The following is a 23,028-nucleotide window of genomic DNA, read 5'->3' as shown; positions in this document are numbered from 1 at the left end:
TCAGAAGCGGGTCGATATGCCGAAGTTGAATTCCTGCACGTCGTCGCTCGCTTCCTTCTTGACCGGGATAGCATAGTCGATACGGATCGGGCCGAACGGCGAGGCCCACATCAGGCCAAGACCGACAGAGGCGCGTATCTTCAAGCCGGTCGAGTCCTGATTGACCAGTGACTGATCGGCAATCTTGTTGCCGTAGAGCGTCGCCGCATCCGCAAACACCGCGCCACGCAAGCCGAAGCTCTCGGGAATAACCGGAAGCGGGAATTGCGCTTCGGCCGACGCGTTGAAATAGGTCGTGCCGCCCAGATGATCTCCACTGGTACCGGAAGCGACAGGACCGATGCCACCATAGGCAAAGCCGCGGATCATGCGATCGGTGCTCTGGAAGTGGTCGAAGATGCGCAGGTCGCCGTCGTTGCCGTACCCCTCGACATGACCGGCGCCACCTGAAACGAGGCCGACAAGGTCAAGCTGCTCGGACAGTGTCTGATAAACGCTCGCACGGCCCGTGAGTTTCACGAACTTGGCATCGCCGCCAAGACCCGCGACCTCCACGGTGGTGTTGGCGTAGATACCCTCATGCGGGTTCTTCATGTCGTCGATAGTGTTGTAGACCAGCCCCAGACTGACCGAGGACTTGATCCACGGACTCTGTTCGATGCCGTCCAGGACGGCCTGTGAGATGTTACAGGTGCCGTCGGGATCGACGTCGCTGGTAGGACCGCAACTGTTGTCGACCTTATATTTCTCTTGCGAGATGTTGTACGCCAGCTGGGTCGTGATGCTGTTGGTGATCGGCAGTCCGAAGCGGATCGTCGCGCCGACGGTGTCGCTGTCGTAGTTGTTGTTGTATTCCCGCGTTGACTTGTAGATGTCGAAACCGGCAGCGATGCGCCGCCCGAGGAAATAAGGCTCGGTGAAGGACAGGCTGTAGTCGCGCGAATTCTTGCCACCACCGGCGGACACTTTGATGAACTGGCCGCGGCCGAGGAAATTGCGCTCGGTGATCGAACCCTCGACGGACGGTCCAGCCGAATCGCCGCCGGTCGAATAGCCCGCACCAACCGAGAACTCGCCCGTCGATTTCTCGACCACATCGACAACCAGCACGACCTGGTCAGGGGCCGAGCCAGGCACGGTCGAAATGTCGACTTTTTCAAAATAATTCAGGTCTTCCAGACGCTTCTTCGCGCGCTGGATGAGCACCTGGTTGAACGCGTCGCCTTCGCTGACATCGAATTCGCGGCGGATGACATAGTCACGCGTGCGATCGTTGCCGCGAATCTCGATGCGCTCGACATAGGCCTTGGTGCCCTGGTCGACCGTGTAGACCACCGAGATCGTGTGGTTCTCGAAGTTGCGGTCGCCGCGCGGCGTCACCTGCGCGAAGGCATAGCCGGAACCGGCCACCTTTTCCGTCAGCGCGATGATCGAGTCTTCGACATCCTTGGCGTTGTAGACATCACCCTTGCGGGTTTCGACCACCGATTCCAGCGACTTCGAGTCAACTTCCGGGATCGTGCTTTCGACGCTGATGTCGCCGAAATTATAACGATCCCCTTCCTGGACGGTGATGGTGACCGTGTATTTGTTGGTCGCGCTGTCGAGTTCGCCGACAGCGGACACGACCTGGAAGTCGGCATAGCCGTGATTGTAGTAGAAACGGCGCAGCAGTTCCTGGTCGGCGCGCAGCTTGTCTTCGTCATAGACGTCGTCGCGCAGGATGAACGAGACCCAGGATGAACGCTTGGTGTTGATCACGTCCGACAGGCGGCGGCTGGAATAGGCGCTGTTGCCGACGAAATTGATTGCCGCGATCTGCGTGCGATCGCCTTCGGTGACGTGGAAGACCACGTTCACGCGGTTGTCGCCGAGCTCCATGACCTGCGCGGTCACGCCGGCATCGTCACGGCCGATGCGCCTGTAGGCAGCCTTGACCGCCTCGACGTCCGAATCCAGCGTAGCCTGAGAGAACGTGCCGCGCGGCTTCAGCTGAACCGCCATCTGCAGCGCATTGTCCTTGAGCTTCTTGTTGCCCTGGAACAGCACCTGGTTGACGACCTTGTATTCCGAAACCTTGACCACCAGGGTCGAACCGACCTGATTGATCTGGACGTCCGAGAACAGGCCCGTGCCGAACAGCGCCTTGACGGCCGCGTCGACATCGGAGCTGGAGAAGGCCTTGCCCGGCTTGATGGTGATGTAATTGCGGATGGTATCGGCGTCGACACGCTGGTTGCCGCTCACCTCAACCCTGCTTACGACAGCGGCTTCGGCCGCCGATGTGGCAACGAACTGCACTGCGAGCGCACCTGGTACGACCAGAGCGGCGGACAGTGCCGCCGCTGACGCGGCGTTTAGAAACTTGGATGCTGCCTTCATCGGGCTTAATAACCTTTTCTCGTAGTCCCCACGGCGAGAAAACCGGACGTGCGGTCATTTCCCCTACCGTATTAACCGGATTTTCCCTACACGCAAGGCTTCTGGTTAATTTGTATTTACTTAACCCTGTTGCGTGGCTTTCGCGTCACTCATATCCCCGTGCATGGTAAACGGCGTCTCAACATCGCCCATGCCCAGGCCAAATTCCTTCATGATTTCAGCACCCAAAGAGATCGTTCCAGAACACGAACCCCATGAAGCACAGCACCACAAGCAGACCGGCCCGATAGGCCATTTCCATCATCCGTTCCGACACTGGCCGGCGGATGACGGCCTCCACCCCGTAGAACAACAGATGGCCGCCGTCGAGGGGGGAATCGGCAAAAGGTTTAGGATGCCTATCCCGACGGACAGCAGCGCGACGAGCTGCACCAGCCACTCGAAACCGAGTTTGGCAGCCTTGCCGGCCATGTCGGCGATCTTGACCGGGCCACCCAGCTGGCACTTGTCCTCGCGCCCCACAGCGAAACGCTGCAGGAACTGTCCGGTGCGCTCGATGACGTGGCCCGTTTCCTCAACCGCCGCCGCGACTGCCCCAACGGGGTGTAGGTGATGAGACGGGGCTGGCCGAGTTCCTTGTTGTTGACGACGCCGATCACCGCAACCTTGATCTTGTTGCCGAGCGCGTCCTCCTGCTCCATCAGCCGCGGCGATGCGGTCACCGTGACCTCCTTGCCGTTGCGCAGCATGACAAAGGTGATGGTGTCACCGGCCCGGCCCGAAACCAGCCGCTGCACGTCTCCGAAGGTTTCGACCTTGCTGCCGTCGACGCTGACGAATCGGTCGCCAGGCAAAATGCCGGCATTGGCCGCCGGGCTGTCGGCGGTAACCTCCGCCACCATGGGTTCCGCGACATAACGCCCATAGGAGGCAAACAGCACGGAAAAGACCACGATCGTCAGCAGGAAGTTGAACAGAGGCCCGGCCGCCACCGTTGCCGCGCGCTTCCAGATCGCCTGGGTGTGGAAGGCAACCTTGCGTTCCTCCTCGGTCAGCGTTTCGAGCTCTTCCGATGTCGGCTGGCTGGAGGTGGCGCTCATGTCGCCGACAAACTTGACATAACCGCCGAGCGGTATGGCGCAAAGCTTCCAGCGCGTGCCATGCCTGTCGTTGAAGCCGATGAGCTCCGGACCGAAGCCGATCGAGAAGGCCTTGACCCCGATGCCGCACCAGCGGCCAACGAGGTAGTGGCCCATCTCGTGAACGAACACCACCACGGTCAGCACGAAGAGAAACGGCACGAGCGTGCCGAGAAAGAGGCCTTCCGTGCTGAAAATCGCGTGAAGAATCTCGTTCAACTCAGGCCCTCAAATTCTTCCGCGGTCGCGCCGTGACTGTGACATCAATCCAGGCGAATCCAAGGCACGTCGGCGCCAGATCGTGGCATGACACCATTCAAATGGGAAACAGCCCCTGTGCCGGATGGTCGGCGCCCGCAGAAATCCAACAGATGACGTATAGGGCAAGAGCGGCCGCGACAAGCCCGTCGACACGATCCATGATGCCGCCATGGCCAGGAATGAGCACGCCGGAATCCTTGCAGCCGTGCCGCCGTTTGACCCAGGATTCGAACAGGTCGCCGGCTTGGGCGACAACTGACAGCACCAGCGCCACAAGGCCCAGCAACGCCAGGTTGCCGGCGCCGGCAATGGCTGCCAGCAGAAGTCCCGCGACGACGCCACCGACCGCCCCGCCGAACGCGCCGCTACGCGTCTTGCCTGGCGAAATCGACGGCGCCAGTTTGGGCCCACCGACGGCGCGTCCGACGAAATAGGCAAAAATGTCGGTTGCCCAGACGACCGCGAACAGGAACAGGATGGCGACGAGGCCCGAATGGTCGCCATCGCGCAGCAGGGCAAGCGACAGTCCCGACACGCAGGCATAGGCAAGGCCGCCAGCGTCCCACTGGCCGATCTTGCGAAGTCCTGCGCTGGTCGCCGTTATCGCAACCAGAATCATGACGAGCGGCAGCAGCCACAATGCGGACAGGCCAGCGATCAAGGCGCCGACGAAAATGACCATCAGCGCTTCCGGCAGCAAACCAAGCCCTTCGGCCGCGGCGGGCCGCGACATACGTGTCCACTCATAAAAGATCATTGCCGACATGACGGCGCACAGCAGCCGGAAAGGCAGGCCGCCAAGCCAGGTCAGGCCAAGGGCGACAATGGCGAGCACAACCGCCGAAATCACACGCAGCTGAAGGTTGCTCATCCCGCGGCCGGTCGCGAAGCGACGTCTTGCGGGCCTAGTCCGCCGAAGCGGCGCTCGCGGCCGGCATATTCGCGCAAGGCCTCGGCGAGGTGCTCGCGGTTGAAGTCCGGCCAGTAGCAGGGCAGGAAGACGAGTTCGCTGTAGGCAGCTTGCCACAAGAGGAAGTTGGACAGGCGGAGCTCGCCGCTGGTGCGGATGACCAGTTCCGGATCGGGAATGCCTTGGGTGTCGAGAGAGCCGGCAAAGCTTTCGGCGGTGATCGCCTCGCTGTCGATTTCACCGCGCGCCACGGCCAGGGCAAGCTTGCGCGCGGTGCGGACGATCTCGTCGCGCCCGCCGTAATTGAAGGCGATCACCAGCGTCAGCGAGGTGTTGTGGATCGTCAGCGATTCGGCTTCCTCGAGCAGCCCCCTGATGTCCGCCTTCAGCCCTGCCCGGTCACCGATGATCCTGACCCGCACACCGCTCTGGTGCAACTCGGCAAGGTCGCGACGGATGAACAGCTTCAAAAGACCCATAAGGTCGCTGACCTCGGACTTCGGCCGCGACCAGTTCTCCGACGAGAAAGCGTAGACGGTCAGGAAGGAGATGCCGAGACCGGGGGCGGCACGCACCGCCTTGCGCAGCGCCTCGACGCCGGCGCGATGACCCGCGAGCCTCGGCATGCCGCGCGCCTTGGCCCAGCGTCCGTTTCCATCCATGATGATCGCGACATGCGCGGGCGTTGTCATGATCTCGCTTTCGGGTCAGCCAAGGGCCAACCCTAAACCTGCATGATTTCAGCTTCCTTGTCGGAAAGCAGATGATCGATGGTGCTGATGGTTTCGTCGGTAAGTTTCTGGACCTGGTCGGAACGCTTGCGCTGATCGTCCTCGCTGATGTCGCCGTCCTTCTCCGCCTTCTTCAGGAAGTCCATGCCGTCGCGCCGCACATGGCGCGCGGCGACACGCGCGTTTTCGGCATAGCCGTGCGAAATCTTGACCAACTCCTTGCGGCGCTGTTCGTTGAGCTCCGGCAGCGGAATCCTCAGATTGGTGCCGTCGACGATCGGGTTGAAGCCCAGATTGGATTCCCGGATCGCGCGGTCGACCGCGCCGACCATCGATTTATCCCAGACCGAGACCGAGATCATGCGCGGCTCCGGCACTGTAACGTTGGCCACCTGGTTGATCGGCATGGTGGTGCCATAGGCCTGCACCTGGATCGCGTCGAGCAGGTTGCTGGAGGCGCGGCCGGTCCGCAGCGAGGCCAGATCATGCTTGAACGCCGCGATTGCCCCATCCATGCGCCGCTTGAGATCGTCGTACTCACCACTCATTCTAGTCTCCTCGACCCGTCTGCCGCGGGTTCACTGCTTCGGGGCAAGGCCCCGTGTTCGAGCCTGATTTCGAAACCCGGCTTCCCTTCTTCGGGATCAGGCCCCGGATCACTCGTCCGCGACGACCGTACAGCGGCCGCCGCCCCTCAGAATATCGCCGAAACCACCCTTTTCGTGGATCGAATAGACGATTATCGGAATGTTGTTTTCGCGCGCAAGTGCAATCGCAGCCGTATCCATGATCGAAAGGCCGCGATTTATGACTTCGGCGTGGCTGATGCGCTCGAAACGCGTCGCGCTGGGGTCCTTTTTCGGATCGGCCGAATAGACGCCGTCGACCTGCGTGCCCTTGAACAGCGCGTCGGCGCCGATTTCGGCCGCACGGAGCGCGGCAGCCGAATCGGTGGTGAAGAACGGATTGCCGGTGCCGCCGGCGAATATCACCACCTTGCCCTGGTTCATGTAGGCGGTCGCCTGGCGCTGCGAAAAGCTCTCGCAAAGCTCGGGCATGGCGATAGCGGACAGCACGACGGCGTCGACGCCGATCTTGTTCAGCGATGTGCGCAGCGCCAGCGAATTGATGACCGTGGCAAGCATGCCCATATGGTCGCCGGTAACGCGGTCTCCACCCTTGGAGGCGACGGCCACGCCGCGAAAGATATTGCCGCCGCCAATGACGACACCCACCTCGATGCCCAGCGCGCGCGCCTCGGCGATGTCGCCGGCGATGCGGTCGACGACCGAGACGTCGATGCCGAAATGCTGTTCGCCCATCAACGCTTCGCCCGAAGCCTTCAGCAGAACACGTCGGTAGAGGGGCTTCACCGTCATCTGGTTCCTCGAAAATCCGGCGCGGCAAGCTCCGAAGGCGAAAAAGGCCTCCTGCTTCGCCCGGCGGTGCTGTCATGACGGGTTGACCGGATACACGAAGGGCGCAGCGATGTCACGCCGCGCCCTTGTGCAAAATTCCAGGCGTTTTGGATCAATTGCTGCTGATGGCAACGGCCTCGCCTTCGACCACGACCGGCAATGCATAACCGGACGGCTTGTCGCCGGTCACGACACCGCCGGCGACACGAACCTGGATCTCGGGACCGAAATAGGAATGCGGGAACGGCGCCGGCGTGCCGCTCACCTTTTCCAGCCGCTGGCGAAGCGCGGGCGGTATGGAGAAATCGAGCGCCGCGAGATTGTCCTGCAACTGCGAAAGCCTCGTTGCCCCAAGGATGACGGTGGCAATTCCTGGTTGTGTCGCCACCCAGTTGAGCGCCACCTGAGCCATGCCGCGGCCGAGCTCGGCGGCGACTTTCTCCAACTCCGCCACAACAGCCCAATTGTGCTCTGTAAATTTCTGGAAGCCTGGATGGGTGGTGTTGCGGAAGCCGTCGAGCCGGCCGGCATTGCCCGCTTGCGCCGGGCGGTATTTGCCGCTCAACAGCCCGCTGGCCAGCGGGCTCCAGACCATGATGCCGGCGCCATGGCGTGTCCCGAACGGCACGAATTCATGCTCGATGGCACGCTCCGCCAGGGAATATTCGAGCTGCAACGCCGAGATCGGCTCATAGCCGCGCAGTTCGGCGATCGCCTGAGCCCGTCCGGCATACCAGGCCGGCACGTCGGACAGGCCGATGTGACGTATCTTGCCCGCCCGAACCAGATCGTCGAGCGTTCGCAGCACTTCCTCGGCCGGCGTCAGCCTGTCCCAGATATGCATGAGATAGAGATCGATGTAGTCGGTGCCCAGCCGCTTCAGCGAGGCGTCGACGGCACGCATGATGTTTTTGCGGCCATTGCCGCCGGCGTTCGGATTGCCGGGGTTCGAGTTCATGGTGAATTTGGTGGCGATCACCGCCTTGTCGCGCAAGCCTCGCTCGGCCACGAATTCACCGAGCCAGGTCTCGGCCGTGCCGCCGGTATAAAGGTCGGCGGTGTCGAAGAAATTGCCGCCGGCCTCGACATAAGCGTCGAACATCGCGCGCGCCGTGTCCCGGTCCGCGCCCCAGCCCCATTCCGTGCCGAAGGTCATCGTGCCCAGCGCCAGCCGGCTGACGCGCAGGCCGCTGTTGCCGAGAGTGTAGTAGCTCATCGCCATTGTCTTCTCCGATCCTGATCCGGTTGATGCGGGCGTCATTGGACCGGAGTCGCCTTGACCCAGGGATTGCCGCGTTCATGCATCATGCGGAAGGCGAAGCCATCGACCTTCCAGACGGAGCCAGAACGTGTCAGGTGGTGCTCATACGTGCCCCAGACTTCCCAGAGCGGATCCCCATTGCCCTCCATCCGGTTCCAGGCATAGCCGTTCGACAGAACGGTCGCGCTGTCGGCCTCGATAACGACCTGGTGATTGGTGCGCAGGTGCAGGCTGGTCTTGCTGCCCTTGAGATTGCCGGCCCAGACGCCGATCAGATCGTCGGACGCAATGTTGGCCGCGGGCTGGCCGGACAGGCTGCTGAAGTCGGCGGTGACCCGGTCCGCGAAATAGCTGCGAGCGAGTTTCCAGTCCTGCGCGTCGACCGCGCGGTCGATGGCATCGGCGATGCGGATGACCGCGCGTTCGTCCGCGAGCGCTTGCCAGCCGGGTGGTTCCGCCCCGCCGGCATCGACCGGTGATAACGCCACGCCGGCCGCGAAAGTTAGGTGCTTCAACGCGTTCATGTCTCTTCTCCTCGATGCCATCAGCCAACCGCGGATGTGTCGGCGACAATATGGATCGGTGTCTTGGCATCGATAAGATTGCATTGTTCGCAAGGACCATGCGATATTATTCATGAATGGATCGGGATCTGCTCTCTCATCTGCCTGTCATCGTCGCCGTTGCACGACGCGGCGGTTTCGCGCTTGCGGCGGCCGAACTCGGTATGAGCCCGTCGGCGGTCAGCCATGCGGTGCGCCTCGTCGAGGAGCGGATGGGCCAGCCGCTGTTTGCGCGCACGACGCGCAGCGTTTCGCTCACCGAGGCCGGCAAGGCGCTGGTGGAAACGGCCGCCCCTGCCCTCCAGGATATTGCCGAGCGCATGGACCGCATCCGCAGCGTCAAGGGCAGGCCGTCCGGCCTGCTCAGGATCAATGCCTCCAACATCGCGATCCCATTGGCGGTGACGCCGGTCGTCGCCGCGATGGCCGAGCGCTATCCCGACATTGTGGTGGAGATTTTTGCCGATCAGGGGCTGGTCGACATCGTCGGCGAAGGTTTTGACGCGGGCATCCGACTCGGCGAGATGATCGCGCAGGACATGGTGGCCATCCGACTGACGCCGTCCTTCAAAGTCGTCATCGTCGCCTCTCCCGCCTATATCGGACGACGTGGGCGTCCGCGCAGCGTGGCCGATCTCGCGAACCACAATTGCATCGGGTACCGGCTTGTCCGCTCGGGTGCGCTCTATCGCTGGGATTTGACCTGGGATGGCAAGGATGTCGTCATGGAAACCAGCGGTACGGCCATCGTGACGGACTCGCTCGCCGCCATCGATCTTGCACTCGCCGGAGTAGGCCTGGCCTACCTGTTCGAGCCGCTGGCGCGCGCGGATCTCGGGGCCGGTCGCTTGGTGCAAGTCTTGCCGCAATCGGCGATCGAGGAACCCGGCCTTTTCCTCTACTTCCCGCGCCGCGCCGCGATGGCGCCCAAGCTCAGGGCCTTTATCGACACCGCAAACGAAATCGGCCTGACATCCCTGCGGACATCAGGCCGAAAAACACAGTCGCAATAATGCGGTAGGACGCTTACTTCTTGACCGCCGCCGCGACTTCCGCGGCGAAATCGGACTCTTCCTTCTCGATGCCCTCGCCAAGCGCGAAGCGCAGATAGGCCGTGATCTTGGCGGGCGCGCCGATGTCCTTTTCGGCATCCTTCAGCGCCTTCTCGACGGTGATGTCGGGATTGAGCACGAAGGCCTGCTTCAAGAGCACGACTTCCTCATAGAACTTGCGCAGGCGACCCTCGACCATCTTCTCGATGATCGCTTCCGGCTTGCCGGACTGGCGCGCCTGGTCGGAGAAGATGGCCTTCTCGCGCTCGACAGCTGCCGGGTCGATCTGCTCGGCGGTCAGCGCCATCGGGTTGGTGGCGGCGACATGCATGGCGACCTGGCGGCCAAAGGCGTTGGCGGCATGCTCGTTGCCGGTGGTCTCGATCGCGACCAGCACGCCGAGCTTGCCAAGGCCATCGGCAACCGAATTGTGGACGTAGGTCGCAACCGCGCCATGCGGCACGGTCAGCTTGGCCGAGCGGCGGAAGCCCAGGTTCTCCCCAATGGTGCCGACAGCGTCCTTGATGGTGTCGGTGACCGACTTGTCGGAGCCCGGATACTTCGCGGCAGCGACAGCCTCGGTCGTGCCGTAGGCAAGCGCCACCTTGGCGACGTTGGCGACGATTTCCTGGAAGGCGGCATTGCGGGCGACGAAGTCGGTCTCGGAATTCACCTCGACGACGGCGGCTTCGCGCACGCCGTTGTCGACGCCGATCAGGCCTTCAGCGGCGGTGCGGCCGGCCTTCTTGTCGGCCTTGGAGATGCCCTTCTTGCGCAGCCAGTCAACGGCCTCTTCCATGTTGCCGTTGGTCTCGTTCAACGCCGCCTTGCAGTCCATCATGCCCGCGCCGGTCAAGTCGCGGAGTTCTTTGACCTGTGCAGCCGAAATGCTCATTGTCGCCTCTTTGTTTCAAATGCGCCGACGCACCATCGAATCTCGACGGTGCGTCTGTTTAGCGTGCCAAAATATGAGAAAGATGAAGGCCGCAAGCCGGCCTTCGATTATCAAGCCTCGGGGGCTTCCGACGCCGGAGCCGGATCGAGCGCCGGTTCGACCGGAGCTTCGACCGAAGCGCCGATGTCGACGCCGAGCGCGCCCTGCTGACGGGCGATGCCGTCGATCGCAGCCTTGGCGATCAGGTCGCAATAGAGCTGGATGGCGCGGGCCGCGTCGTCATTGCCGGGGATCGGGAAGTCGATCTTGTCCGGATCGCAGTTCGAATCGATGATGGCGACGACCGGGATTCCGAGACGCTTCGCCTCGAGGATGGCGATCGCCTCCTTGTTGGTGTCGATCACGAACATCAGGTCGGGCGTCGAGCCCATGTCCTTGATGCCGCCGAGCGCCTTGTCGAGCTTCTCGCGCTCACGGTCGAGGTTCAGGCGTTCCTTCTTGGTCAGGCCTTGCGCCTCGCCGGCCAGCATCTCGTCGAGCTTGCGCAGGCGCTGGATCGAGTTCGAGATCGTCTTCCAGTTGGTCAGCATGCCGCCGAGCCAACGCGAATTGACGTAGTACTGGGCCGAACGCTGCGCCGCATCGGCGACGATGTCGGACGCCTGGCGCTTGGTGCCGACGAACAGCACGCGGCCGCCCTTGGCAACAGTGTCGGAAACCTGCTTCAGCGCCTGGTGCAGCAAAGGCACCGTCTGCGAGAGGTCGATGATGTGGATGTTGTTGCGTGCGCCGTAGATGTAAGGCGCCATCTTCGGGTTCCAGCGGTGGGTCTGGTGGCCGAAGTGAATGCCAGCTTCCAAAAGCTGGCGCATGCTGAAATCAGGCAGTGCCATTCTCATTTCCTTTCCGGTTAGCCTCCACGGACACAGGCATTTTTGGACCGAAATCCTCGAACGCCACCGGAGGTTTCAGCCGGATTTCTCCCGGGCAGACACCAAAGTCCGTGTGTGGAATGAGCGCGCATATAGAGGGGAAGTGCTGCGAACGCAAGCCGTGTGGCGCTTTAACGTCTAGCGTGCGGCAATCAGCGCTCCGGTGCCGATCATGGCGCTGCCGGCAAACCTGTTCATCAGCCGCATGCGCCTGGGCGTCCTGAACCAGCCCGAAGCCCGGCCAGCAAGCCCGGCATAGACACCCATCGTGAGGATATTGACGCTGATGACGACGGCCACCACCAGCAGGCCATCGACAAACGTCAGCGTGTCGAGATTGAGGATCAACGGCATGATCGAGGCATGGAACAGAATCGCCTTCGGGTTCCCCAGCGCAATCGACGCACCAAGGAAGAAGAAGCGCGACAATCTCGTCCACGCCGTCTGCGGCTCATTCGTTTGCGCGGTCGAGGCCCGCCACATCCTGATGCCGAGAAAAATCAGGTAGGCGGCGCCTGCATATTTCAGCAGGAGGAAGATCCATTCGAATGTCTGGGCCAGGGCCACCAGCCCGAGCAGGGCCAGAGTGACCAGTACGGCATCGCCGGCGGCGACCCCAACGCCGGCTATGAAGGCGCGAAGGAAACCACGCGACACGCCATTGGTGATGACGGCGAACATCGCGGGTCCCGGTGTGGCGGCGGCGAGCGTGACTGCGGCGCAATAAGCCAGAAATGCCGTTGGTGTCATGGTTTGGCCTTTCCGTTGGGCACCCGCACGCGCCGGAAGATCGCGACGATCTCCTCGCGGCTGCATTCGATGGCGCCGAGCCGTACCGCGCGGTCGCGCTCGAAGCCGGTTATGTCATAGTGTGGCGCCGATGTCCTGGGCGGCCCCTGATAGGACGAGCGTTTCACGCCAAGCCGCGATGCGAACCGGTGTAGCTCGTCGGTGTCGTCGGCCATCAGGTGGCACCAGCGATGGCCGGCCCACTTCCAGATCGCCGCATCGACATAGACCGCCATCAAGCCCGCCACGGCCAGCTCACTTGCGCCTCGCCGCTATTTCGATACCGGGCAAGGCTTTGTCTGGTCGAACAGCGACAGATTGACCAGCTTGCCGGTCATGGAGAAGTCGCCATAGTCCATGACGAGATCACGGGTGATGCCGTTCTCGTGCAGCTTGAAGCTGATCCGGTATTCCGGGACTTCCTCGCCGTTCTGGGCACTGTCGTCGAAATAGGCGATGTCGACCGGCCAATATTTGTCGGCGGCAAGCTTCGCCAGTGCCGGCGCTTCCGGATCGGCCTTGTCGGCTTCGGTCTTCTTGCCGACGACAACCGTGGTCGTCATCACCTTGTTGGCGTCCTCCGAGCCATCGAACAGGTTGGTCTGGTAGAAGTTTTCGCCTTTTTCGGCCTTGCCGATCAGCTCGACCAGATGTTGGGTCGGGAACTGGGTGGCCGCGAGTTCGAGACTATTCTTCTCCGGCTTGTCGATATCGACCTTCAGGCCCTTGGCATTCTTTGTCGCGACGCCCTTGACCTCCTTGTCGAGGTTCTGGTCGACGAAGGACTTCGTCACGAAAGAAAACATCTTGCCTTCCGCGTCCTCGAACGTGGTGGTCTGCTGGTCGGTCAGCTTGGTGTTGTCGTTGGTCGCGATCTGGGTGACGAAACGGAATTTCACCGTATAGCCTTCGCAGGCCGAGCCATTGAACTCGTAGACCATGCGGCCGGTGATGCCGGTAATGCCGGAGCGATCATCCGCCTTCTTGAGGGTGAGATCGTAGACGGCGCGATGCGCCTGCAGCGCCGGTACGGCGAAAGCGGAGCCCACAGGGAACAGCGCCGACAACAGAACGGCGTGGAATGCAAGGCGCGTTGCGCGCATGAGGTACTCCAATCGTCGCGGCTGATGGCAGGCCGCAGGGAAAGATGGTCCAGCTTAAAAAAAGTCGTGGCGGAAGCGAGGCAAAAATAGCAATTTCGGCCCGGCTAGCACGGCACCTTCCAGCAATAGGGAAAAGCAATGAGTGAAACAATCGAAAAGCGGCTAAGTGATCTCGGCGTGACGCTTCCTGTTGCCGCCGCGCCTGCCGCCAACTACGTTCCCTATTGCAGGACCGGCAACCTGCTGTTCACGGCGGGACAATTGCCGCTCAAGGACGGCAAGCTCCAGGCGAGCGGCCTGCTTGGCCGCGACGTCGACACGGCAAGCGGCAAGGACGCGGCGAAATACTGCGCCATCAACATCCTGGCGCAAGCCAAGGCGGCACTTGGCGACCTCGAGAAGATCCGCCGCCTGGTGAAGATCACCGTCTTCGTGGCGTCGGCCCCCGATTTCGTCGAGCAGCATCTGGTCGCCAACGGCGCCTCTGATTTCCTGGTTGCCGCGCTCGGCGAAGGCGGCAAGCACGCACGCTCCGCCGTCGGCACCGCCTCCCTGCCGCTTAATGCCGCGGTGGAGATCGAAGCGATCTTCGAAGTCGAATAAGTGAAGGTGCAGACATGACCGACCTCTCCTGGCTGACTGCCCGGCCGGTTGCCCATCGCGGCTTTCACGACATGAACAAGACGCGCTGGGAAAATACGCTTTCCGCCTTCGCTGCCGCGGCCGAACGCGGCTACGCGATCGAATGCGACGTGCATCTGTCGTCGGATGGCGTTCCCATCGTCATCCATGATGATGATCTGCAAAGGCTCACCGGGCAGGACGGATTCGTCTGGCAACGCAGCGCGGCCGAACTGACCGCGCTCAAGGTTGGCGGCACGGCGGATCACGTGCCGACGCTTCAGGAAACGCTCGACCTTGTCGACGGTCGTGTGCCCATGGTCGTCGAGCTGAAAGGAACTCCCGGCCGCGATGAAGGCCTGGTGGCGCGCGTCGGCAAGATGCTGAAGCGCTACAAGGGCAAGGCTGCGATCATGTCGTTCGATCACTGGCTGATCCGCGATTTCCCCAAACACGCGCCCGGCATTCCGGCCGGATTGACCGCCTATGGCAAGGACGCCAAGCTGATCGAAGCGCATTTCTCCATGCTGGCTCACGATCTCTCCTTTACCTCCTACGCCGCCGGCGATCTGCCGAACCCGTTTGTCAGCTTCGTGCGCGAAAAGCTCAAAATGCCTGTCATCACCTGGACGGTGCATGACCAACCGGCAGTCGACCTGACCTTTAGATATGCCGATCAGATGACGTTCGAAGGGTTCGAACCCGACCTGGTCAAAGTCGCCTGAGCAGGGTGCCCGAAACGTGACTTGTAGCGGCCCGAATGGAGCTTAAATAAGCCTCATGGATCAGGGCGACGACGGCGACGGACAAACGGCGAATGCGGACTATTCGATCCGCATCGCCGCCGGTATAGGCGCCTTTACCTGCGATGAATGGAACGGCTTTGCCGGAACCACGCGCGGCGATGCGGAAGCCGGGTATAACCCGCTCGTTTCATTCGCTTTTTTGAGCGCTCTGGAGGATTCCGGATGCGCCGTGCGGCGCACTGGCTGGCAAGGCCATCACCTGCGGCTGGAGACCGCGCAAGGCAGGCTGCTCGGTGCGGTTCCCTGCTATCTCAAGTCGCACAGCCAGGGCGAATATGTGTTCGATCATGGTTGGTCGGATGCGTTCGAACGCGCCGGCGGCCGTTACTATCCCAAACTGCAAAGTGCCGTGCCGTTCACGCCCGTCACCGGCCCTCGCCTGCTGGTCGGCAAAGGTGAGGATCAGGATGCGGTGAAGGCTGGGCTTGCCGCCGGGCTCAAAATGGTGACCGACAAACTCGGCGTATCCTCGGCACATGTCACTTTCGCGCAGGAGGGCGACGTCGCGACGCTGGAGGCCGCAGGGTTCCTGCATCGCACCGACCAGCAATTCCATTTCTTCAACGAAGGTTTTTCCACCTATGACGACTTCCTCGCCACGCTTGCCTCGCGCAAGCGCAAGGCGATGAAGAAGGAACGGCGCGAAGCGCTCGCCGATGGCATCACGATCGATTGGCTCACTGGCAAGGACCTGACCGAAAAGGCCTGGGACGATTTCTACGCCTTCTATATGGACACTGGCAGCCGCAAATGGGGCCGCCCCTATCTGAACCGCCAGTTCTTCTCGTTGATCGGCGAACGCATGGCGGACGACATTCTGCTGGTGATGGCCAGGCGCAACGGGCGCTACATTGCCGGCGCCATCAACTTCATCGGCTCCGATGCGCTCTACGGCCGCAATTGGGGCTGCATCGAGGACCACCCCTACCTGCATTTCGAGGTCTGCTATCACCAGGCCATCGACTTCGCCATCGAACGCAAGCTGAAGGTGGTCGAAGCGGGCGCGCAAGGCGAACACAAGCTGGCGCGCGGCTACCGGCCGGTGACCATGCATTCGGCGCACTACATTGCCCACCCCGGCCTGCGCAAAGCGGTCGCCGATTATCTCGGGCGCGAACGGCGCGAGGTGGAGCGGATGGGCGAATATCTGGAAGAACATACCCCGTTCCGCAAAGATCTCGGGGAATAGCAGGCTTTTGCGTGCCTGCTGACGCCGTTTACCGTCAGGACGGAATCCGCTAAACCATGCCCCGGGGACGTGGGTGCGCAAGCGCCCAGGGGGAAACATGCAGGGTTTGGCATCTCTGGGTGTCGGGCAATGGTTTGGCGCGGCGGGACTGTTGGTCACGCCGCCACTGGTTGCCTGGCTCGAGGGCAAACGCACGGCATGGCCGCTCGGCTTCGCGACCTTCTTTCTCCTTTTCGGCGCCGCGCATCTCCTGTTCCCGGGCAATATCGTCGCCCTGTGGGCGGCAGTGGTGCTGACGGCGATCATCGGCATCGTTTCCAAACTGAAGTATCGCCATCTCGGCTTCAATCTCCTGGCCGGCGACATCTATCATCTCGCGGCAAGCAGCTTTCGAAGCGTGCTGGCCGACCATGCGCGCATGATGGTCCCTGCCCTCGCGGCCATGATCGCGACCGTCCTGGGGATATTTGCCATGGCGCTGATGCTCGCCGAACCGGCGCTGCCGCTCCCGCAGCGCCTTGCTTTGTTCAGCGCGGCGGTGCTTGTGTATCTGTGCGTCTTCTGGGCGAGCGGTGGTCCGAAGCGGTTTCGGTTTCATCATCTGACCGGCGACAGGGTTCATCTTTCCGCCTTTGTCGCCTCATGGTTCGGCGCGGGGCCGTCGCGGCGTCCGGCGTTCGTCGATATCGACCCTGATCCACTGCCGCTCCTGCCGCCCGTGCCGTCAAGACGACCGGCGGGCGAACGAATGCCGCACATCGTCATGATCCTGCATGAATCGACATTCGACCCGAGGCGGTTCGGCCTGGCGGTCAATAATGCGTTCGGGCGGTTCTTCACGCCGCCTGGTGCCCTCTCCGGCGCGCTGCATGTCGACGTCTTCGGCGGCAGCACCCTGCAGACCGAGTTCTCGGTGCTGACCGGCCTGTCGTCACTATCGTTCGGCAATGACAGCCGCTACGTCTACCACCTTCTGAGCGGACGTATGCGGCATACGCTTCCATCCACGCTGAGCGGTATCGGCTACAGCGTGTCCCATGTCAGCTGCGACCGGCCTTCCTTCGTCAATTGCGGCCGGTTCTACCAATCGGTCGGCTTCGACGCGATCAGCTATGCCGAAACCTTGCCGCCGCCGTTCGACGCCGAACGCTGGAAGCGGGAGAGTCATGACGAGCAACTCTACGATCACGCGCTCGACCAGCTTTCGAAACGGATCGCGGCCGGCAAGCCATCCTTCCTTTCGATCGCCACTTTGATGAACCATGGCGACCATCGCCGCCGCGTCTTCCCGATCGACAGGCATGCCGACCTGCGCCACGAAGCCATCGCGGCAAGCGGCGTTCCATTCTATGGCGAATATGCCGTGCGGCTGGCCGAGAGCGTCGAAGCCTACGCCATGTTTCGCGGACGGTTCGAAATGATGCTGAACGGCCAGCCGGCGATCATCGTCCGCTACGGCGACCACCAGCCATCATTCACCACGGCGCTGACCGGACTGCCGCCTTCCGACCCGGCCTTGCATCGGACATTCTACGCGGTCGAAGCCGTGAACTGCCGGCCGCCGGACGATGTCATGGCCCCGCCGATCCTCGATTGCGCCTTCCTGTCGACGCTGACCCTGGTGGCGGCCGGCCTTCCGCTCGACCCGGTTTTCGCCACGCGGGCCACCCTGTTGGACGACTGCGCCGCCTCCTATTTCGACAGTGGCTCGCCGCGCAAAAGACGCTTCCATCGCACCCTCGTTGAAGCAGGCATGGTCGATCTCCGCCGATAGCATGGCGCTTCATCTTGCCGCTCGGAGGCGGCTTCGCTACACCGGACGGCAAGACACACTCCGGAGCGTTCGCCATGACTGAGGCCTATGACACCGACAACATCTTCGCAAGGATACTGCGCGGCGAAATACCCTCGCACCGTGTGTACGAGGACGAGGCTGTCGTGGCTTTCATGGATGTGATGCCGCAAGGACCGGGCCATACGCTGGTGGTGCCGAAAGCGCCGTCGCGCAATCTGCTGGACGCCGACCTCTCGACATTTGGTCCGCTCTTCACCGTCGTTCAGAAAGTGGCGCTGGCGGTCAGGAAAGCCCTCAATGCCGATGGTGTCACCGTCATGCAGTTCAACGAGCCGGCCTCCGGGCAGACTGTCTACCATCTGCATGTCCATGTCGTCCCCCGATTCGACGGCATCCCCTTGAAGCCGCACACGGGCGCCATGGAAAAGCCAGAGGTGTTGGCTGAGAACGCCGCAAAGATACGGGCTGCGCTGGCTGGGCAGTGACGCTCAGCCCTCTGTTCGCAACGCCTCGCATTTGGCCACCGGCAATGGCAAGCATTGCTGCGCTTCAAATGCCAGCAGCCCCAGTCGCCAGCAGACTATTGTAATCACCGTGCCGCCGAACACGTCCATCAGATTGTGCCCGCCATGGATGAGAATTGCCGGCAACAGTGCGGCGTTGGCCAGGATCAGCGCGAAACGTGCAAAGCGATACGGCCAGATCGCGATAAGAGACATCAGCGCCATCACCGTATGGAACGAAGGGAATCCTATCAGACCGGTCACCTTTATGGCTGTAATGTCCTTGATGCCTTCAACAAGCAGGCGATTCAATTCCGCTCCATAAGCGGAATCGACCACGGGCCGAACAACGCGATCGATTTCAGGGTCCAAGGTCCAGTAGGCGGAAGCCCCGCTAGACGGAAACAGCGCCCAGCAAAAGATGGTGGCCAGCGCCGCAAAAACCATTGCGAACATGGCCGCGTGCAGTTGCCGCCGGTCATTGGCCATACCCAGGAAGAGAAAGACAAACAGGACCTGAGCCAGCGTCAGACTGTAGACCTGCCTGAGAGCATCCGAAAGGAATGGGTATCGAGAAATCCACCCACAGGCAGCTGGCCACGAGTAACCGAACCAGGAATCGATCCACACCAGACTGGCGTCCATCGGCGCCGAGTAGCGTGGCAAGAGCAGAAGATTGAAGAGCGAGGCGACCACTGAAAACAGGATGAACAGCGCCAGGGCATGCGCGGTAAGCGCGATCCGCTCGGCCTTGCGGATCCGGCGATAGAATTGTCCAAGGGCCGTCATGACGATGGCAAAGCCGGTGGAAAAACCATAGCCATCGAGCGCAACGGTGATGTCCTTGTCCCACGCAACGAACAAGCAGACAGCGGCCAGTGCCAAAACGACAGCCAGTATTGTCCGTTCTGCGGGTAGTAAGACCATGTTTGGAAAATGGCCAAGCGGCGTTAATTCCGAGTGAAAATTGGCCGTCGACAGTTAGGAGGGCTAATGGATCGCGGAGTACGCATCCAAGATTCTCTTGAAGGCAGCCGAACGCACTATATTAGAAGCCGCTTACGTACTTCGCCCCCCCGCCCGCAGCGCTGGCGGCGCGCCTTTCCATGAGCCGCTCCAATGAAAAAAGCCCCGTTTCCGGGGCTTTTTTCGACTTTCGCCAGGCTCAGCCCTTTCTGGGCAGTTGCGGCACAAGGCTGCGCTTGCCACCGTCCTTGCCCTTAGGCTCCGGCTTCTGCGCCACGACCTTCTTTGCCGCAGGCGTCTTGGCCACCGCCTTGGGCGGCTTCGGCGCGTCTTCCGGCTCTTCCTTCTTGGGCTTCACCGGCGCCTCGTCGGCGAGCGATTCGAGCTTCAGGCCGGTCTCGCCGGTTTCCTTCTTCTCGACGGTGACGCGCACCGTTCCGCCCTTCTTGAGCTTGCCGAACAGCACCTCGTCGGCCAGCGGCTTCTTGATGTGCTCCTGGATGACGCGGCCGAGCGGCCGTGCACCCATGCGCTCGTCATAGCCCTTGTCGGCGAGCCAGGCGATCGCATCCGGCGACAGGTCGAAGGTGACGCCACGTTCGGAAAGCTGAGCTTCCAGCTGCATGACGAACTTCTGCACCACCTGGTGGATGACCGGCACCGGCAGCGAGCCGAACGGGATGATCGCATCGAGGCGGTTGCGGAATTCCGGCGTGAACAGCCGGTTGATCGCCTCGACATCGTCGCCTTCGCGCTTGGTCGAACCGAAACCGATCGCCGCGCGCTGCGCATCGGATGCGCCCGCATTGGTGGTCATGATCAGGATGACATTGCGGAAGTCGATCTGCTTGCCATTGTGGTCGGTCAGCTTGCCGTGGTCCATAACCTGCAACAGAATGTTGAACAGGTCCGGATGCGCCTTTTCGACCTCGTCCAGCAGCAGCACGCAGTGCGGATGCTGGTCGACACCGTCGGTCAAAAGGCCGCCCTGGTCGAAGCCGACATAGCCGGGAGGCGCGCCGATCAGCCGCGAGACGGTGTGGCGCTCCATATATTCCGACATGTCGAAACGGATCAGTTCGACGCCGAGCGAGGCGGCGAGCTGCTTGGCGACTTCCGTCTTGCCGACCCCAGTCGGCCCTGAGAACAGGTAGGAGCCGATCGGCTTTTCCGGTTCGCGCAGGCCGGCTCGTGCCAGCTTGATCGCCGAGGTCAGCGCGGTGATCGCGGTGTCCTGGCCATAGACGACACGCTTGAGCTCGATGTCCAGGCCCTGCAGTACTTTCTCGTCATCGGCCGAAACCGTCTTCGGCGGGATGCGGGCCATGGTAGCGATCGTCGCTTCGATTTCCTTGATGCCGATCGTCTTCTTGCGCTTGGCTTCCGGCACCAGCATCTGCGAGGCGCCGGTCTCGTCGATCACGTCGATCGCCTTGTCCGGCAGCTTGCGGTCATTGATGTAGCGCGCCGACAGCTCCACCGAGGCCTTGATCGCCTCGTTGGTGAACTTCACCTTGTGGAATTCCTCATAATAGGGCTTCAGGCCCTTCATGATCTCGATGGCGTCCTCGATGGTCGGCTCGTTGACGTCGATCTTCTGGAAACGCCGCACCAGGGCCCGGTCCTTTTCGAAGAACTGGCGGAACTCCTTGTAGGTGGTAGAACCGATGCAGCGGATAGCGCCGGAAGACAGCGCCGGCTTCAACAGGTTCGACGCATCCATCGCGCCGCCCGAAGTCGCGCCGGCGCCGATCACCGTATGGATCTCGTCGATGAACAGGACGGCGCCCGGATAATCCTCGAGCTCCTTGACGACCTGCTTCAGCCGTTCCTCGAAATCGCCGCGATAGCGCGTGCCGGCCAAAAGTGTGCCCATGTCGAGCGCGAAGATGGTGGCATTGTGCAGCACTTCGGGCACGTCGCCCTCGACGATGCGCTTGGCCAGGCCTTCGGCGATCGCCGTCTTGCCGACGCCGGGATCACCGACATAGAGCGGGTTGTTCTTGGAGCGGCGGCACAGCACTTGGATGGTGCGGTTGATCTCGCTCTCACGGCCGATCAGCGGATCGATCTTGCCGGCCTTGGCCTTGTTGTTGAGGTTGACGCAGTAAGCCGTCAGCGCGTCCTGCTGCTGCTTTTTCTTGCCGCCTTCCTCCTGCGGCTCGGCGCCGTTCTGGCCGCCTTGCTCGTCATCGGCGCCGCGCGGAGTGCGGCTCTCGGACGCGCCGGGGCGCTTGGCGATGCCATGCGAGATGTAGTTGACCGCGTCGTAGCGGGTCATCTGCTGTTCCTGCAGGAAGTAGGCGGCATGGCTCTCGCGCTCGGCGAAGATGGCGACGAGCACGTTGGCACCCGACACTTCCTCGCGGCCGGATGATTGCACATGGATCACCGCGCGCTGGATGACGCGCTGGAAACCGGCCGTCGGTTTGGAATCCTCATCATAGCCGGTGACCAGATTGTCGAGCTCGGTATCGATGTAGGTCAGAACGGTATGCTTCAACTCGTCGAGATCGACGTTGCAAGCGCGCATGACGGCGGCCGCCTCGGTGTCGTCGATAAGAGCGAGCAGCAGGTGTTCAAGGGTTGCATATTCATGGTGCCGCTCGTTGGCGAGCGTCAGCGCTTGATGAAGCGCCTTTTCCAGGCCTTGGGAGAAAGCCGGCATGTTACCTCACTTCTTCTCCATCACGCATTGCAGCGGATGCTGATTCTGTCGGGCGAAATCCATGACCTGGGACACTTTGGTCTCGGCCACCTCGAATGTATAGACCCCGCACTCGCCCACTCCATGATTGTGAACATGAAGCATGATGCGTGTGGCGGCTTCGCGGTCCTTCTGGAAAAAACGCTCCAGCACGTGAACCACGAACTCCATCGGAGTGTAGTCGTCGTTAAGGATGAGGACCCGGTAAAGGCTGGGCTTTTTGGTCTTGGTTTTGGTGCGCGTGATAACGGCCGTCCCGCGGCCGGCCTCATTGCCGTCGCCGCCGCCGTTTTGCATCCGCGCCACTCGTCTCGTGGCAGTCAAACCGATCGTCACGTAATCCTGCCTCTTCGAATCCTCATGCGAGTTCGACATGTAGGTGTTCGATGCACGATTTTAAGCCCTTCTGGTTAGCTGACAATATGGCTAGGTGACCAACTTGGCGGATTTTCGCATTCGTGAAGCGCTACGCTGTCGCGGATCGGAAACTGGCATGAAAAAACCCGGTCGCGTTTCCACGACCGGGCTCTGCCCCACCCACGAAGGGCTGGATCTGAAAATTGTCGGGCGAAAATTACTTCGCCTTGGCAACGATCGATTCGAACGGCTTGTAGGCTTCCTTGGCGAGTTCGGCATAGAGGTCGCCAATCTTGGTGGCCTCGGCGACGAACGCCTCATAGGACTGCTTGGCATAGTCGGACTGGATCTCGATCGCCTTGTCCAGCGACTTGGCCGAGAACAGCTTCTCGAACGCGGCGCTGCCGGCTTCGAAGCTCTTCTTGGTGTATTCCCCGGCCTCGGTGGCGATCGCCTGCGCGCCCTTGGACAAAGAGGCGAAGCTCTTCAATCCGGTGTCGGCGAATTCCTTGCCGTACTTGCTGAAGTCCTCATAGGTCTGGGTCATTTCGTACTCTCCCTGGACGGTTGAAGCGCCCTGCCCCGAGCGCCGTTGTGCAATGCATGATAATATATTGTGCGCCGCACAAAAGTCAAGAATTCAAGGGC

22 protein-coding genes and 1 pseudogene are annotated in these 23,028 nt (G+C 61.8%); 6 read left to right on the top strand and 17 right to left on the bottom strand.

Annotation, left to right across the window (positions count from 1 at the left end):
- The 8 genes and pseudogenes from bamA to EJ077_RS14880 form a co-directional block, all read right to left on the bottom strand.
- Positions 1-2,382: an outer membrane protein assembly factor BamA gene (bamA, locus tag EJ077_RS14915; RefSeq protein WP_208702778.1), complete on the bottom strand. Its 2,382-nt coding sequence runs from the start codon at positions 2,380-2,382 to the stop codon at positions 1-3.
- A 217-nt stretch (positions 2,383-2,599) separates the two neighbouring features.
- A pseudogene (gene rseP / locus EJ077_RS14910) lies at positions 2,600-3,740 on the bottom strand (RIP metalloprotease RseP).
- Positions 3,741-3,837: 97 nt separating this feature from the next.
- Entirely contained in the window at positions 3,838-4,653 is an 816-nt protein-coding gene (locus tag EJ077_RS14905; RefSeq protein WP_208702777.1) for a phosphatidate cytidylyltransferase, read from the bottom strand.
- Positions 4,650-5,384: an isoprenyl transferase gene (locus EJ077_RS14900; protein ID WP_136092093.1), complete on the bottom strand. Its 735-nt coding sequence runs from the start codon at positions 5,382-5,384 to the stop codon at positions 4,650-4,652. Before EJ077_RS14900 ends, EJ077_RS14905 begins: the two co-directional genes overlap by 4 nt.
- Positions 5,385-5,416: 32 nt before the next feature.
- The gene (gene frr, locus EJ077_RS14895) at positions 5,417-5,971 is read right to left on the bottom strand and encodes a ribosome recycling factor (RefSeq protein ID WP_027142617.1); all 555 of its coding nucleotides are present in this window, start codon (positions 5,969-5,971) and stop codon (positions 5,417-5,419) included.
- 108 nt (positions 5,972-6,079) lie between these two features.
- A complete protein-coding gene (pyrH, locus tag EJ077_RS14890; protein WP_027142616.1) occupies positions 6,080-6,802 on the bottom strand; it encodes a UMP kinase in 723 nt (240 codons plus the stop codon).
- A 151-nt stretch (positions 6,803-6,953) separates the two neighbouring features.
- Positions 6,954-8,063, bottom strand: a complete 1,110-nt coding sequence (locus EJ077_RS14885; RefSeq protein ID WP_208702776.1) for an aldo/keto reductase — start codon at positions 8,061-8,063, stop codon at positions 6,954-6,956.
- 35 nt (positions 8,064-8,098) lie between these two features.
- Positions 8,099-8,626 carry a nuclear transport factor 2 family protein gene (locus EJ077_RS14880; protein WP_208702775.1) on the bottom strand — a complete coding sequence of 176 codons (528 nt, stop codon included), beginning with the start codon at positions 8,624-8,626 and terminating at the stop codon, positions 8,099-8,101.
- 116 nt (positions 8,627-8,742) lie between these two features.
- Here EJ077_RS14880 and EJ077_RS14875 point away from each other — a divergent pair, with 116 nt between their 5' ends.
- Positions 8,743-9,678 (top strand): LysR family transcriptional regulator, encoded by a 936-nt coding sequence (locus EJ077_RS14875; RefSeq protein ID WP_208702774.1) that lies wholly within the window; start codon positions 8,743-8,745, stop codon positions 9,676-9,678.
- 13 nt (positions 9,679-9,691) lie between these two features.
- Here EJ077_RS14875 and tsf read toward each other — a convergent pair whose 3' ends face one another.
- The 5 genes from tsf to EJ077_RS14850 form a co-directional block, all read right to left on the bottom strand.
- Entirely contained in the window at positions 9,692-10,612 is a 921-nt protein-coding gene (gene tsf, locus EJ077_RS14870; protein ID WP_208702773.1) for a translation elongation factor Ts, read from the bottom strand.
- Positions 10,613-10,722: 110 nt separating this feature from the next.
- Positions 10,723-11,505 (bottom strand): 30S ribosomal protein S2, encoded by a 783-nt coding sequence (rpsB, locus tag EJ077_RS14865; RefSeq protein WP_023777441.1) that lies wholly within the window; start codon positions 11,503-11,505, stop codon positions 10,723-10,725.
- Between the two features lie 177 nt (positions 11,506-11,682).
- The gene (locus tag EJ077_RS14860; RefSeq protein WP_208702772.1) at positions 11,683-12,294 is read right to left on the bottom strand and encodes a LysE family translocator; all 612 of its coding nucleotides are present in this window, start codon (positions 12,292-12,294) and stop codon (positions 11,683-11,685) included.
- Positions 12,291-12,569, bottom strand: coding sequence for a DUF4031 domain-containing protein (locus tag EJ077_RS14855; protein WP_208703000.1), 279 nt, complete (start codon positions 12,567-12,569; stop codon positions 12,291-12,293). The genes EJ077_RS14860 and EJ077_RS14855 overlap by 4 nt, the downstream gene beginning before the upstream one ends.
- A gap of 36 nt (positions 12,570-12,605) precedes the next feature.
- Positions 12,606-13,436, bottom strand: a complete 831-nt coding sequence (locus EJ077_RS14850; protein WP_208702771.1) for a cell envelope integrity EipB family protein — start codon at positions 13,434-13,436, stop codon at positions 12,606-12,608.
- A 138-nt stretch (positions 13,437-13,574) separates the two neighbouring features.
- On the opposite strand from EJ077_RS14850, the gene EJ077_RS14845 reads away from it, so the two are divergent.
- From EJ077_RS14845 to EJ077_RS14825, 5 genes are all read left to right on the top strand, one after another.
- Positions 13,575-14,039, top strand: coding sequence for a RidA family protein (locus EJ077_RS14845; protein ID WP_135880413.1), 465 nt, complete (start codon positions 13,575-13,577; stop codon positions 14,037-14,039).
- A 14-nt stretch (positions 14,040-14,053) separates the two neighbouring features.
- On the top strand, positions 14,054-14,782 hold the full coding sequence (locus EJ077_RS14840) for a glycerophosphodiester phosphodiesterase (protein WP_208702770.1): 729 nt from the start codon (positions 14,054-14,056) through the stop codon (positions 14,780-14,782).
- A gap of 55 nt (positions 14,783-14,837) precedes the next feature.
- Positions 14,838-16,052, top strand: coding sequence for a GNAT family N-acetyltransferase (locus EJ077_RS14835; protein WP_208702769.1), 1,215 nt, complete (start codon positions 14,838-14,840; stop codon positions 16,050-16,052).
- 97 nt (positions 16,053-16,149) lie between these two features.
- Complete coding sequence (locus tag EJ077_RS14830; RefSeq protein WP_208702768.1) at positions 16,150-17,826, top strand: sulfatase-like hydrolase/transferase; 1,677 nt, start codon at positions 16,150-16,152, stop codon at positions 17,824-17,826.
- A 74-nt stretch (positions 17,827-17,900) separates the two neighbouring features.
- Positions 17,901-18,332, top strand: a complete 432-nt coding sequence (locus EJ077_RS14825) for an HIT family protein (protein WP_208702767.1) — start codon at positions 17,901-17,903, stop codon at positions 18,330-18,332.
- A 3-nt stretch (positions 18,333-18,335) separates the two neighbouring features.
- On the opposite strand, the gene EJ077_RS14820 is transcribed toward EJ077_RS14825, so the two are convergent.
- The 4 genes from EJ077_RS14820 to EJ077_RS14805 form a co-directional block, all read right to left on the bottom strand.
- A complete protein-coding gene (locus EJ077_RS14820) occupies positions 18,336-19,235 on the bottom strand; it encodes a phosphatase PAP2 family protein (RefSeq protein ID WP_245458749.1) in 900 nt (299 codons plus the stop codon).
- Positions 19,236-19,515: 280 nt separating this feature from the next.
- Positions 19,516-21,984, bottom strand: a complete 2,469-nt coding sequence (clpA, locus tag EJ077_RS14815; protein ID WP_208702765.1) for an ATP-dependent Clp protease ATP-binding subunit ClpA — start codon at positions 21,982-21,984, stop codon at positions 19,516-19,518.
- A 6-nt stretch (positions 21,985-21,990) separates the two neighbouring features.
- On the bottom strand, positions 21,991-22,320 hold the full coding sequence (gene clpS, locus EJ077_RS14810) for an ATP-dependent Clp protease adapter ClpS (protein WP_010909565.1): 330 nt from the start codon (positions 22,318-22,320) through the stop codon (positions 21,991-21,993).
- 277 nt (positions 22,321-22,597) lie between these two features.
- The gene (locus EJ077_RS14805; protein WP_095774324.1) at positions 22,598-22,927 is read right to left on the bottom strand and encodes a phasin family protein; all 330 of its coding nucleotides are present in this window, start codon (positions 22,925-22,927) and stop codon (positions 22,598-22,600) included.
- Positions 22,928-23,028 lie beyond the last annotated feature (101 nt).

This window comes from Mesorhizobium sp. M8A.F.Ca.ET.057.01.1.1, from assembly GCF_003952565.1.
Classification (GTDB): domain Bacteria; phylum Pseudomonadota; class Alphaproteobacteria; order Rhizobiales; family Rhizobiaceae; genus Mesorhizobium.
The sequence above is the reverse complement of the archived record's forward strand: the minus strand, read 5'-3'. Positions and strand labels throughout refer to the sequence as shown.